General features: G+C 67.0%; 11 protein-coding genes. 1 reads left to right on the plus strand and 10 read right to left on the minus strand.

What is annotated here, in order from left to right; genetic code table 11:
• The first annotated feature begins 297 nt into the window (after positions 1–297).
• A complete protein-coding gene (locus ACU5E9_RS10300; RefSeq protein WP_456809819.1) occupies positions 298–1,458 on the plus strand; it encodes a glycosyltransferase family 4 protein in 1,161 nt (386 codons plus the stop codon).
• Here the strand turns inward: ACU5E9_RS10300 and ACU5E9_RS10305 are convergent.
• The 10 genes from ACU5E9_RS10305 to ACU5E9_RS10350 are packed head-to-tail and all read right to left on the minus strand — an operon-like array spanning position 1,448 to position 13,253.
• Positions 1,448–3,457 carry an O-antigen ligase family protein gene (locus ACU5E9_RS10305; protein ID WP_456809820.1) on the minus strand — a complete coding sequence of 670 codons (2,010 nt, stop codon included), beginning with the start codon at positions 3,455–3,457 and terminating at the stop codon, positions 1,448–1,450. The two genes, ACU5E9_RS10300 and ACU5E9_RS10305, sit on opposite strands and share 11 nt — an antisense overlap.
• The gene (locus ACU5E9_RS10310; RefSeq protein ID WP_456809821.1) at positions 3,454–4,242 is read right to left on the minus strand and encodes a hypothetical protein; all 789 of its coding nucleotides are present in this window, start codon (positions 4,240–4,242) and stop codon (positions 3,454–3,456) included. Before ACU5E9_RS10310 ends, ACU5E9_RS10305 begins: the two co-directional genes overlap by 4 nt.
• Positions 4,239–5,489, minus strand: a complete 1,251-nt coding sequence (locus tag ACU5E9_RS10315) for a rhamnosyltransferase WsaF family glycosyltransferase (protein WP_456809822.1) — start codon at positions 5,487–5,489, stop codon at positions 4,239–4,241. Before ACU5E9_RS10315 ends, ACU5E9_RS10310 begins: the two co-directional genes overlap by 4 nt.
• A 7-nt stretch (positions 5,490–5,496) precedes the next feature.
• A complete protein-coding gene (locus tag ACU5E9_RS10320) occupies positions 5,497–6,585 on the minus strand; it encodes a glycosyltransferase family 2 protein (RefSeq protein ID WP_456809823.1) in 1,089 nt (362 codons plus the stop codon).
• 44 nt (positions 6,586–6,629) lie between these two features.
• A complete protein-coding gene (locus ACU5E9_RS10325) occupies positions 6,630–7,742 on the minus strand; it encodes a DegT/DnrJ/EryC1/StrS family aminotransferase (protein ID WP_456809824.1) in 1,113 nt (370 codons plus the stop codon).
• Entirely contained in the window at positions 7,739–9,208 is a 1,470-nt protein-coding gene (locus tag ACU5E9_RS10330) for a lipopolysaccharide biosynthesis protein (protein ID WP_456809825.1), read from the minus strand. The genes ACU5E9_RS10325 and ACU5E9_RS10330 overlap by 4 nt, the downstream gene beginning before the upstream one ends.
• Positions 9,205–10,416 (minus strand): glycosyltransferase family 4 protein, encoded by a 1,212-nt coding sequence (locus ACU5E9_RS10335; protein WP_456809826.1) that lies wholly within the window; start codon positions 10,414–10,416, stop codon positions 9,205–9,207. Before ACU5E9_RS10335 ends, ACU5E9_RS10330 begins: the two co-directional genes overlap by 4 nt.
• An 8-nt stretch (positions 10,417–10,424) precedes the next feature.
• Positions 10,425–11,066 carry a NeuD/PglB/VioB family sugar acetyltransferase gene (locus tag ACU5E9_RS10340; protein ID WP_456809827.1) on the minus strand — a complete coding sequence of 214 codons (642 nt, stop codon included), beginning with the start codon at positions 11,064–11,066 and terminating at the stop codon, positions 10,425–10,427.
• Positions 11,059–12,207 carry a DegT/DnrJ/EryC1/StrS family aminotransferase gene (locus tag ACU5E9_RS10345; RefSeq protein WP_456809828.1) on the minus strand — a complete coding sequence of 383 codons (1,149 nt, stop codon included), beginning with the start codon at positions 12,205–12,207 and terminating at the stop codon, positions 11,059–11,061. The genes ACU5E9_RS10340 and ACU5E9_RS10345 overlap by 8 nt, the downstream gene beginning before the upstream one ends.
• Positions 12,207–13,253 carry a dTDP-glucose 4,6-dehydratase gene (locus tag ACU5E9_RS10350; protein ID WP_456809829.1) on the minus strand — a complete coding sequence of 349 codons (1,047 nt, stop codon included), beginning with the start codon at positions 13,251–13,253 and terminating at the stop codon, positions 12,207–12,209. Before ACU5E9_RS10350 ends, ACU5E9_RS10345 begins: the two co-directional genes overlap by 1 nt.
• Positions 13,254–13,339: the final 86 nt, after the last annotated feature.

A 13,339-nucleotide genomic window follows, 5' to 3' on the forward strand; every position in this document is an offset into this window, starting at 1 on the left:
GAACCTTTCTGGATCGGGCGCGCCGATCACAAGCCCATTCACAGAACCTACGACACGCCAATTTCGACCGCGTCGTGATCAAAACTTGAACTACTGTAACCCATTTGGGGGGTGATGCAAGCGTTTTCTGCCCCCCGGATGGGGGCAGAATTAAGAAATGCTCACGTTTTTGAGCATAGCCTGCAACTTCCCCAATACCGAATTCGCGGGTTCTGGCTAGTATCTGGTCGTGCTCTGGCGCAAGGCAGTGTGGCGCCTGGCACGTTTCCATCACACCCCGACGCGACGAGAGCGGCCATGAGAGTTCTGTACAGTTTTCCGCATTCATTGGATCGTCCTGGAATCGCTCTCACTGCCAGACAGCAGGTTCTCGGGCTGGTGCGCCTCGGCGTCCAGGTCGAACTTTTTGCCACCTCGATTGGCTCGCTCGAACTTCCTGCGAATGTCACCGTCCACACCACGCTGAGCGTGGGTCCGCTCAGACTCCCGCACCGAGCCATCGGTGTCCAGCGTGCCTACGAGTACCACGACGCCGTCGTGTCCGGCTGGCTGTCCAGGCATGCGGCCGGTATCGACATCGTGCACGCCTGGCCGCGGGGGTGCCTGCGGACTCTCGCCACCGCGCGCGCGCTGGGGATTCCCGCCTTGCGCGAATCGCCCAATCCGCACACGGCGAGTGTGATCAGGCAATCCGAGCTTGCAGCGACCGATGCCGGCGTGCCTCTGCCGACCGCCCACTCGCACGCGTCCAACCGAGACGTCCTGGCCAGAGAGCGCGAGGAATACGACGCGGCCACCGCCGTGCTCGTGCCGTCCGATTACGCTCGCGACGAGTTCATCGCCGAGGGGTTTCCCATACGCTCCCTGTTGCAACATCGCTATGGCTGCGACCTCACTCAGTTCGAGGCACGCCCGGCAGTGCGCGAGCAAAGGCCCTTCCGCGCCGTCTTCGTCGGCCGGGGCGATCCGACAAAGGGCTTGCACGTCGCCCTCGAGGCCTGGCGTCTGGCGAGCCTGCCGAATGCGGAACTCCTGATCGCCGGTGCGCTGCAGCCCGACTACGCCGCGGCCATTCGTGAGCTGCTGGACCTGCCCAGCGTCACCGCCCTTGGCTTTGTGACCGACGTGCCGGCATTGTTGCGCAGCGCCGACGTTCTGCTGCTGCCAACCTGGACGGAAGGCAGTGCGCTGGTCACCCTCGAGGCGGAGGCCAGCGGGTGTGTTCCGCTGGTCAGCACGGCTGCGGGCGCCCTCGGCGTCGAAGGGGCCGATTTTCTGGAACATGCCATCGGAGATCGTGCTGCTCTGGCCGCGCACCTGGTCCACTTGGCGGGAGACGCCGAGCTCCTGGACCGGCTGTCGACGCACGGAACATCGCGGCGCGAGTTCCTGTCCTGGGATCGAGCCGGTGAGGTCTTGCTCGAATGTTACGCCGATGCAGCCCACCTCACCGCATAGCTCTGTCGCGAACGTGCGGACGACTGGCAGCACGATGCGTCGGTTCCTCCCGCGACGCTGCGGGAACCCGGCGGAGAATTCCCACGCAGAGCAGGGCGCAGAGGACCACGAGCAGTACGAGCCCGCCCAGCGCGGGCGCGCGGGACACCGGTCGGGTAAACACGTCCGGGGTGATGAAGTCGTCCGTGGCGAGAACTCGGACGCCGGATGGGATGCCCCTATCCCTCTGCAGCATCGCAAGCTGGTTCTTGACCTCTCGCAGCACCTGCAGGGCCTCATCGGCGGCGGCCTCAGGCGTCGACGCCCGAGTGCTGATCCAGACCAGAGGGCTGTTCCCGAGCACCTCGGTATATCTTTCCAGACTGCCCTGCCCGGTTGCGACCGTATAGTCCTCGACGCCGTCGTCGGCCAGGGACGCCGCAACCGGGGCACTGTTCATGATGAACACGACGACGTCGCTCATGCCAGGCACATCGGTCTTGCTGTCATAACTGTTTTGCCCTGTGGCCGACGGAATACCGAGGAGCAGGGAACCTTGGGCTTCGAACCCCCCGGTGGCCTGGGAAATGACGTAGCCGCCGGCGCCGAGGCCGAGGGCCATTGCGGCTGTTAGGGCGCTCGTTGTCCAGCCTCGAAGCACCCTCGGGCGTCGGACTGGCCGGTTTGGCCGGCCCATCCCCTTCTGCCGCAGGCGCCACGCGGCCGCGGCCGCGCCCAAGACCAGCGACAGCGCGCCCATCGCCATCGGAAACCCAAAGACGTCGAACGTGGCGCATAACACGGCGGCAGAAGTGAGGCTCGCCGCCAGCGCGAACGCCTGTAGCCGGCGTTGCCGGTCGCGGGCTCGCAGCCCGGTCATGAAGCAGAGCATGATGGCAACAACGAGCAGACACACGAACGCGATCAACCCGATGATGCCTTGCTCGACCAAGATACCGAGGAACTGGTTGTCGAGGGTGCGGTACATACTCGGCAGGAATGTGAACGGCCCCCTGCCCACCCACGGGGATTGCGCGAAGAACGCCTCGACCGCCTCGTAGTCGCGCACCCGGCCGTCAATGGACTGATCCTGTCCGGCATCCAGGAACAGCTCCCTGATCGTTCCGAGCAGGCCGGGCATCACGACACGGAACGCGATCGCAACCACGGGCAGGATCACCAGCATCCACATCCGTTGACGGTTGGTCGCGACGCACAGGGCGAATAGGACGCCGATGATCAGGCCCAGCATGCCCGACCGGGAAACCGTCAGCGGTATTGCAACGCCGATCAGGCCCAGCTGGGCCCATTGCCAGGCGCGTCGTCTGGTCGCCGTGAAGGCGAGGTAGACCGACAGCGGCAGGATGATGCCGAGGACGGCGGCGAACTCGATGGAGTGCAACGCCGTCGCGCTCACTCGCGGGAACCCCGACCGGGAATACAACGAACCTCCGTCCTCGTTCGCCACGAGCCCGGGGAGATGAAGTAGCTCGATGAAGTTCACCCCCCAGATGAACTGGACGATTCCGAGCCCGGCCAGGAATGCGCCCATGAGGACCAGCAGCCGGAGGAACGCGTCCAGCCGGGCGCGACTACGCATGGTGTCGGCGACTAGGAGGATCACCCCGGCCCAGGACGCCAGCATGATTAGTCCCCGTACCGCGGACGACACCTCGGCGGCGGTAATCGGGCGCAACATCCCCGCAACGAACGCCAGCACGGTGGCGACGCACACCGCGGCCAACGCCCAGTGCACCGGCGTCGCCTGCAGGAGCCGATTCTGTCTGGTGACCAGGCCGACAAGCCACAACATCAGAAAGAGCACCCCCAGGATTGTCGCGGGGGTTCCGGCAGCGCCGAGCGGCCCAATCACGTAGATCGACGGCGACCCGATGAGCACGACCACATAGACCTGCAGGATGACCATGGGGTCATAGGATATCCGCGTCGACGCCTCGCGGGCCGGCGGCCGTGGCGGCGCGCTACCGGCCACCGTGCCCGGCTGCAGGGTGCCGGTCATCGGTGCCGACGGCCTTCCGATGGTTCCGGGACGAGGACGTAATCGTCCACCAGCTCGTGGTCATCCAGATCCGGTTCAGGTCGCGCCTCGTCAGCGGATGTCGCCGGGCTGCGGGTCGTCTCCACGTCCGGTTCAGGATCGCGCGGTCCCGTGACCGACTGGGTCCCGTCGTCACGCGGGGTCACCCGGCGGCTCCGGCGCCGTTCGGCGAGCGCCATCACAAGGATGGTCAGGAGGACCAGGCCGAGCCCGACTCCGACTCCATTGCGGATGGGGACCGCATAGCTGATTACGGCCTTCGGGTCGCGCGTCAGTTGGGTGGTGGTGACCCATTGGTTCCGTGGCGCGCCCGCCCTCTCCTGAAGGGCATCGAGCCGCATTCCTAGATCCTTTCCGAGGGAGTCCAATGTCGCATAGGCGTTCGTGCGGCTGACGTCCTCGACAGTGATAGCCAGAAGGGGCGCGGAAAGCGAGTTGTCCCTGAACGTCGTGTAGGTGAGGTCTGGGGCGTTGTCGGTGTACTGCTCGGTCGTGATCACGTCGGACAGTGACACCGCGAGAATGTCGACCGTGGTCGAGACCCCGTTGCCGAGTTGCAGGAAGGGGTTGCCCGCGGTGCCGTCAGCGCCCAAGACGGGCGAGAGGAACAGATAGCTCGATTGCACCTTGTAGCTCACGGGTGACATGACCCCGGCGACCACCCCACCGGCCACTGCCAGGATCAGGCCGGGCACGACGACCCACCTCCAGCGGGTGAGCATCTGCCAGAGCTTTCTGAGCGTCATAGTCGTCCTCCTGCTGTGTGTGGTGATTTCGTTCTCGGTCTGGTGCAGGCCTCTTCGATTGCGTGCAGCACCGTGGCCTGAGCTGGAGCCCAGGACACCTCGGCGACGCTGGCGGCGAGCGCATCCGGGCCCGCGATCCGGTGGCTGGCAAGCGCAATCTCCAGCGCCTCTGCTACTGCTCGCGGAGTGGGGCGGGTCCAGGCGACGTGTGGGTTGGACAGGTCGGCGCGAGTGCCGGCCGAGTCGTTGACGACGGGGGTGACGCCAGCGGCCAGCAGTTCGAACGCGATCAGGGAGATATTGGTGAAGGAGAGTGCCAGGCCGGCCCCGCACCGGTTGTACAGTCTGTTGAGCTCGACCGGGCTCATATGCCCGTGCACAGTTGCAGGAAAAGGAAGCCGTCTGGCGGTGACCCCGAAGGTGTGAATCTCCACGGCCGGGTTGGCCTGATGGAAGAGCTGGAGCGCCATCAGGCCGAGTTCGTAGCCGCGCCTGGCCGTACCGGGCTTGGCGTAGAAGATCACGGCATCCCTGGGCGTGTGATCGAGGACCGAGTACCGCTCCCGGTCGCAGCCGAACTCCGCCACGATCGGTTGGTCGTCGAACCGGCTGTGCAGTTCATCGGCCACCATCCGGCCGACCGTTAGCGGAGTGAATCCGAATCGGTAGGTGTCCTCCGCTAATTCGTAGGCGCTTCCGCGCGGGTAAAAGTACGGTTCGAAGTCTTGGACAAGGTAGAAGCGGGCGCCCGGGATGTTGTCTCGCCCGGCGAGAATGTGTGCCGTCGGCCACGCCGTCGCAACGAAGGCATCGATGTCTTCTCCTGGTGCGCCTAGTTCGGACACATCGCGGACCTCTGCGCGTACCCTCGGCCACCAGGTCCGGATGAGTTCCTCGTACTGACGTGCCGCTCCTCCCTGACCGTCGTACACGTAAAGGATGCACCGGTGTCCGGCCGCCTCGACGGCCTCGACGAACCTGAAGATCGTGGTGTGTCCGCCCGAGGCCGGACCCGGTGCGGTGAGTACCCAGCCGATCCGGAGACTCTCGCCGGACGCACGGGCGGGCCGAGCAGGGGGGATCCCGACCATCGATGAATCCACCACATCTGTGGCGCGCAGGAATATCGGCTCGCTGTCCCCGCCCCAGCGTTTGGTCGCCCGCCTCGCCAACCGTTGGGCGACCCCGTTCCACCCCTCCCGGCGCAAGACACCGGACAATTTGCGCGCGTTCTCTGTGACAGTCATGATTCCCTCATAGTCCGGTTGACCGCCAGCGCAAGCTGCGGATTTCTCGTGTACCCCGGTAAGCCACGGCGCGGGTGAACAGGTAGGGCGACCATTTGGCCCTGTGGCCGAGCCGCTGCGCCCGACGCAGCACGGGCAGGTGCTCGATCGCTGCGGGTGCGACATCGAGTTCGGCCGCGAAGCCAAGGAGCAGATCGGTCTGTTTCCCGTCGCCGTGCCCGGCGGAATAGGCCTGGGCAGCCCGGGCGACGGCCTCATTGGCGAGGGCTGCACGCGCGATTCGGTGGAACCTGTCCGCCTGCAGCCGGTCATCGCCACCGGGTACATCCGCGAAGAGCACATCGAAGGCGGCGGCCCGCTCCCGCAGGTCGGTGAGCACGTCGACCTCACGAGCGGACAGACTGTCGTCGTGTTCCCGATGCCAGGCCTGATCCGCGCCGTTGATCCAGGCCACGTCAGCGTGCCAGGCAAGCCGGAACCACATTTCCATGTCATGGGTATGGGCAAGGTCGCGCTGTCCGCCCACTCTGTGTACGAGACTCAGGCGCATCAGGACCTCCGGCGAGGTGATGCAGTTGACCCCCAAACGGCAGCGCAGTTCCAACCAGCCGCGACCTGGCCACACCGTCCACGCCGTTGCAGTGCCACGGTGCCGCTCCGGAACCCGGCCGGAGAAGTGCACCGGGTGGCCGTACACGAAACCCACGCTGGGGTACTCCTCCGCGACAGCCGTCGACCGACCGAGAGAACCGGGCGTGAGCAGGTCATCCGCGTCGAGCCGCACAAGGTACTCCCCCTGCGCGGCGACCAGTCCGTCGTTGAAGGTGGCTACCGGTCCGCCGTTGACCGGGCGGACAATGACGCGGACCCGTGGATCCGCTTCGGCCAGGGCGGTGGCGATTGCGACGGAGTCGTCTGTGGAGGCGTCGTCGACGATGATCACTTCCGTGCGCACGCCCACCTGGGTCACGGCGCTGTGTACTGCCGCGGCCAGGAAGCGCCCGTAGTTGTAGTTCGGGATCACCACAGTCACCACCGGCGCACGACGCGGCGCCTGCCGCAGCGCACGCCCGGACCGCACGTCGCTCGGGCGCAACCGGAACCTTGATTCCGGCCTGCCCGTGGCCTGTCGTATCGCGCTCATGCTTCGAGCGCCCGCCGCAGTTCATCGACAATGAGTTCCTGCTGGCCACGTGTGATTCCGGGGAAGATCGGCAAGGACATGATCTGACCCGCGAGCTTCTCGGCCACGGGGAATTCGCCGTCGCCCTGTCCGAGAAATTGGAAGGCCGGCAGGCGGTGGATCGGCGCCGGGTAGTGAACGGACGCTCCGATTCCGACGGCGTTCAACCGGCTCACAACCGCGTCCCGGTTCGGCACCCTGACGACATACAGGTGGAACACGTGTTCATTGCCCGCCACGACCCGGGGAGCCACAACCTCGGGGAGGGCGGCCACAAGTTCGTCGTACACCGCGGCCGCGTCCCGGCGCCACTGATTCCAGCCGTCGAGCCGGGCAAGCTTGGCCCGGAGTACGACGGCCTGCAGACCGTCGAGCCGGGAATTGACGCCGATCAGGTTGTGCTCGTACCGTCGGACACCGCCGTGATTACGCATCATGCGCACGCGTTCGGCAAGGTCTGATGAGCCTGTCATCACGGCCCCGGCGTCTCCGTAGGCTCCGAGGTTCTTACCCGGGTAGAAGCTCGTGCCGGCGATGTCCCCCAGCGAGCCGGCCCGGCTGCCGTGTCGTCGCGCGCCCTGTGCTTGCGCAGCGTCTTCGACTAGTAGGACGTTCTCTCCCGCGAGGGCGCGCAGGGTCTCCATCGGCGCGGCCTGCCCGTAAAGGTGCACCCCGATGATGGCGCGCACCCGCGGCCCGAGTGCAGCGGACGTCGCTTCGGCGTCGATCAGGTAATTCTCGTCACAGTCGACCAGACGCAGGGTTGCTCCGGAGCGGAGGACGGCCTCTGCGGTGGCGACGTAAGTGTTGACGGGCACGATGACATCATCGCCGGGGCCGATCCGGCCGGCCCGCAGCGCCAACTCGAGGGCGTCTGTCCCGTTTCCCACGCCGGCGACGTGGCCGACCCCGCAATAGGCGCCGAACTCAGCCTCGAAGGCCACCACTTCCGGACCGAGGATGTAGGTCCCGCTCGCCAGCACACGATCGAAGCCCTCCCGGACCTCGTCCTCGATGGCGGCGTGCTGCAGCTGGAGATCTACCAGCGGTATCTTTGTGATTTCGGTCATGAGTTTCTCTCTTCCACGGGCGAGTTCGGTGAAACGACGGGGTCTGAGTCGGTTGGTCGAGGGCGGGTGGGGATGCGCTGACGGACCCACCGGTAGATCAGGATGAGGTAGACGATGCCACCGGCCAGCCCACCCATGATCAGTGCCAGCAGGTCGTTCGGCAGGAGCTGGGTTACGCCGAGGACGGTGAGCGCGGCGGGAATCATTGCTGCGATCGGCTGCCAGCCGAGGCTCAGCAGCATCCGTACGTTCGCGCCGGAGCGGCCGGCGGCGATCAGGTACGCGGGCATGATGATCACGACGCTGACAGCGAGATGGGCCCAGGCCGCACCCTCGATGCCCCACCACAGCGTTGCGAAGATGGTGGCGGGCACGAGCAGGACGAACCACAGCGCCTGGATGGCCAGGACCACCCTCGACGACCCCCTGGACAGCAGGTACGACACGATGAGGTCGAAAATGGCCCTGACGGCGCCAAACAGCCCAAGCGCGGCGAGCACCGGTGCGGCGGCGGCCCATTTGTCGCCGTAGACAATGGCGATGAGGGGTCCGCTGAGGAGGGCGAGGAAGGCGCCGGCCGGTACCGCGACCGCCCAGGTGAGCGAGGTCGCCGTCGCCAGGGAGGGGTCGTTGCGCGTCACGACGGTCCGCGAGAAGGCGGGCAGGGCCACCGACCTGACAATTTGCCCCAGCGCGGTCATCGGCCAGCTCGAAATATTGAACGCCAGAAAGTAGAATCCCAGCGCGACCGGGCCGCTAATGCGGGAGATGACGACATTGTCGATGTTGAGCAGCGCCCAGGACAGCAGGTTCGCCGCGGCGATCGGCAGCCCGAAGGCGAGGACGGGGCGAACAACCGCAGGATCGACGCCGTACCGGGGGCGTTCGCCGGAGAGCGCGAACTGGAGGATCAGGGTGACGGTCTGCGCAGCGACCCGGCCGACCGCGAGAGCCATCACGCCCCAGCCGGCCCAGAGCAGGAACAGGGTGATGGTGGTACCGACGACGAAGTCGATAGCGGCGATCAAGAACAACCGCTTTTGTTGGAATCGACGCTGGAGCATCGAGTACGGAACGAGTCCGGCACCGCCGAGGAGCAGGGTGAACGACAGGACGACGATCACGTCCCCGGCAGCCGGGCTGCGAAGGAGCGACGCCACGGAATGCGCGGAAAGGGCCATGCCTGCGGTCATGACGGCACCGGCGGCGAGGCCGAAGGTGGCCACCGTCGGGGCGATTCGTTTCGGGTCTGGGGTGCGGATCAGGTCTGCGCTCAGCCCGAGGTCGGCAAGGGTGATCAGCACGGCCTGCACCGTGAGGGCCACGGCGAAGACACCGAATTGCTCCGGCGTGAGGATCCGGGCGAGCACAATGCCCACGGCGAAGGTGCCCACTCTGAGGAGGAGGGTGCTGATCGTGCTCCACCCCAGCGCCCCGCGCACCTGGGCCGACTCGACCGGGGTCATCGGCCGGCCCCGTTCGCGGGGACGGGTACGCGCCCCGCTCCGGTGATTGCCGCCGCGGCGCGGTGGCGGGCCATGGCGAACTTGAAGCGGGCGAGCCGGATTCCGGATCCGGTCAGTCCGCGGTATGTCGCTGCCCGGGACCCAGGTGCGGCCAGCGCAGCCGCGTACACGTCGGCCAGCTCGCGGCTTGCCCTGGCCAAACTGAACCGTTCGACAACCAGGTCCCGGCCGAACGCCCCGAGCTCGAGGCGCCGCCGGGTGTCGTTGAGCAAGGGACGCAGGGTCGTCAGGAGTGCAGCGATTCCCGCGCCGTCGTGACCGTACCAGCCCTCGTCCAGGAACCGATGCAGCGTCGCCGGTTCGAGGAGGCACCAGAATCCGGCGGCGCCCTGCACGATGAGGGGCTTTGCGAAGGCCAGCCCCTTAAGGGCAGAACTTCCCATGCCGAGCACCACGTCGGCGGCAGCGTAGGCGTCCCGCGGGTCGAGCAGACCGCCGGTGACGGTGATTACCTCTCGCCCTCGTCGGGTGTTGACGGTGTCGGCGTGCCGGCGCACGTCTGCGAGTCCGGGGCCGTCGCCCACGACGAGCATCCGCACCGCGTAGTCGGCCGCCAGCTCGTCGACCGCTTGGATGGAGTCCTGCACTCCGCTCAGCTTGTCCAGGTCGGTGACGAGTCGGCCGACCACGGAGAGCACCAGGTCCTCCGGCCGGAAACCGAAGCGGCGCCTGGCAGTCGCCACGTCGCGCGGAGCGTTCCGGGTCGTGTCCACGGGCGGCTCGATCAGGACGACGCGGGGGAAGTGCCTGGCATGCTGATCCGCCAGCTCCTTGGTTCCCACGACCAGCGGGCAGTGCCTGGGCAGGAAGTCGGGCACTGACATCGACAGCACGGTGCTCACGAGCGGGGTGCCGAGAAGGCGGTGCGGGCCGAATGCGAGGTCGATAGTCGGACCCCATTCGTAGCCGTGCACGAGTTCGGTCTTTCGCGTTCGAACGAGGGTGGTAAGCGCGGTGATGTTTCGTCGCGAGGGCCACCGCTGGTCGTCCGGAGCGACGGTGTAGTCCAGGCCGAGGTCGTTGACGACCGAGATCAGCGGGCCATCGGGCCCGAACAACGACACGTCGTGCCCGAGGTCGGCCACGCCGCGAGCAAGCTCGACCGCGTTGGTCTGGCTGCCGCCTATCTCCATGCGGGCCGGTGACACCAGGATCCTCACTGCGCCCGCCTGCCGAGCGACCGTGCGGGCATCCCCGCCCAGGTCTCCCCATCCGGAAGGTCGTTCAGAAGCACCGCGCCCATGCCGAGAACCGCTGCTGTGCCCACGGTGACGTTCTCGCGCACGCTGGCGTTCATCCCCAGGTACGCCCCGCGACCCACCCGGACCGATCCGCCGAGCGTCACCCCGGCGCAGAGGGTCGCGAAGTCGCTCACGACGTTGTCGTGGGTCAGCGTCACTTGAGGCATGGCCACGACGTGGCGGCCAACGGTGACCGCCGCCGTCAGCACGACGCCGGCCAGCAGGACGCTTCCCGCGCCGACTGTGCAGTCGGCGGGGATGTCGACGGCGGGGTGCACGACGGAGGTGTACCGGTGTTCCGCAATGCCCAGCAGCGTCAGCCGGGCAGCGATGGTCTCGCGTCTTGTTCCCCGGCCGACGCATATCAGAATGGCGGCCCCGGGATGCTCGCCCACTTCATCGATGGTGCCAAGCACCGGTGTGCTGCCGAGCAGCGTGCCGTGCAGCTCGGCCCGATCGTCGAGCACCGCGACCCGTCGCGGGTCTCCGGCGCCGGTCAACACGGCCAGCACTTCCCGCGCGAGGCCACTCGCTCCGATCAACAGCAGGTCAGCCATGGCGGGTCACCATTTGCGTGACCAGGCAGTCGATGACACGATCCTGGTCGTTTTCAGTCAGCTGGTGGTACACGGGCAGGATCAGGGTGTTGTCGGTGAGCCACTCCGTGACGCCGAGGGGCGCAGCGCCGGTGTCGCGGTCCCGGTATGCGGGCTGCCGGTGGGCGGCCATGATGCCGGGCCGCGCCGAGATGCCCGCACCGGCGAACTCCTCAAGCAGTTGGTTTCTCGAGCGGGGGAACTCCGACCCCACCTCGATCCAGAAGGACTGGAAGTTGCACGTTCCCCAGGCCGGGTCGGTGACGGGGCGGAGGCCCGGAATGCCGCTCAATGCCTCGGCATACACACCGGCGATTTCCCGGCGCCGCCGCACGATCTCGGGCAGGCGGCCCAGCTGCACGATCCCGACCGCTGCCTGCAGGTCGGTCATGCGGTAGTTGAAGCCGATCTCGGGGTACTCCTCTACCGTGGGCATGACGGAGGCGTGCCTCTCTGTGGCCGAGAGACTCATCGAATGTTCCCGCAGGCGTCGCGCCCGTGCTGCCCAGTCGGGCCGTGTCGTCGTGAGCATGCCGCCCTCGCCGGTGGTGAGGATCTTGCGCGGGTGGAACGACCATGCGGTCAGGTCTGCGCCCGCACCGACCGGCCGGCCCCGGTAGGTAGAGCCGGCTCCGCAAGCCGAGTCCTCGATGACGACGATTCCGCGGGCGTCGCAGAGGACCCGGATCGCGTCAAGGTCGACGGGGACACCACCCTGGTCGACCACGATCACGGCCCTGGTGCGGCTGGTCAACGCAGCCCGCAGGGTCTCTGCGGTGACGTTGCCCGTGGCCGCGTCGACATCGGCGAAAACGGTCCTGGCGCCCACGTATGACGGGGCGTTCGCAGTGGCGATGAAGGAGAACGACGGGAGGACCACGTCGTCGCCTGCGCCGATGCCTGCGACCACGAGTGCCAGGTGCAACGCCGTCGTGCAGTTGGACGTGGCCACAGCGTGGGGTACCTCCATCGCCCGCGCGAACAGCTCCTCGAAGGCGGCGACCCTGGGCCCCTGGGCGACCCAGCCGGACTCGATCACCTCGGTGACGGCGGCGATCTCCTCCGCCCCCATCCACGGCTTCATCACATTGATGCGGTCCATCACGCCACCACCCCGGTCAGCCAATTCCGGTCCGCGACCCGGTCGAGCATCTCCGAGCGGGTCTGCCGATTGTTCGAGAACCACTCGACGAGCTCGGCAACGCCGTCGCCGAAGCCGACGCGCGGTTCGAAGCCGGTCAGCTCCCGCATCCGGGTAGGGTCGCCGATGAGCCTGCGCACGTCGCCCGGCCGGGCCTCGACGTGCTCCGGGGCCAAATCCGGGCGGCCGGCGGCGACCGCGACGGCCGCACACAGGTCGTTCATGGTGACCTCGGTTCCTGATCCGAGGTTGAGCGTCTGGCCCGCTGCGCCAGGCGCGTGGGCCAGCAGCGCCAGCGCGTTCGCCGTGTCTGACACGTGCATGAAGTCCCGGGTCTGTTCGCCGTCGCCGAAGATCAGGGGCCGGTGTCCGGCGAGCAACCGAACGATGGTGCGCGGCAATACCTCGCCGCTGTCGCCCTCGAAATGGCTGCGTGGCCCGTACGTGTTGAACGGGCGCACGACGACGGTGTCCATATCGTAGGTGCGATGGAACGCCCGGGCGTAGGCCTCTCCAGCAAGCTTGCCTCCGCCATAGACGGTTTCTGGCCAAGTGGGGTGCCGTTCGTCCATCGGGGCGTACTGGGCCGTTCCGAACACTTCGCTGGTGCTGACGTAGATGAACCGGTCCACCGCGCTCTCCCTGGCGCTGATCAGCATGTCCAGGCTCCCGCTCGCGTTGACGAGGTGATTTTCCACCGGGTCGTGCAGACTGTGGCGTACCCCGAGGCAGGCCAGGTGGTAGACGATGTCGACCTCCGCAAGCGCTGCGGCTCGTGCCTCTGGGTCGCGCACATCGCCGGTGATCACGGTGACGGCCGGATTGTCGTCGAGATGGGCCAGGTTCTCCAGCGTGCCGTTGACGAGGTTATCGAGAATGCCAATATGCGCCGCGCCGCGCGCCAGTAGCGTGTCGACGAGGTGGCTTCCGATGAAGCCGGCGCCTCCGGTGACGAGCACCCGGCTTCCGCCCAGCTGAGCGGCGGGGTCCTGCTCCTGACCGGTCACCGACCGAGCCGTTCTGTTGCAGCGACAGTGTGGATCCGGCGTTCATCCGCCCGGAATGCGGCCCCCGGTATTTCGCTCATGAGTCA

Source organism: Cryobacterium sp. AP23, from assembly GCF_054075385.1.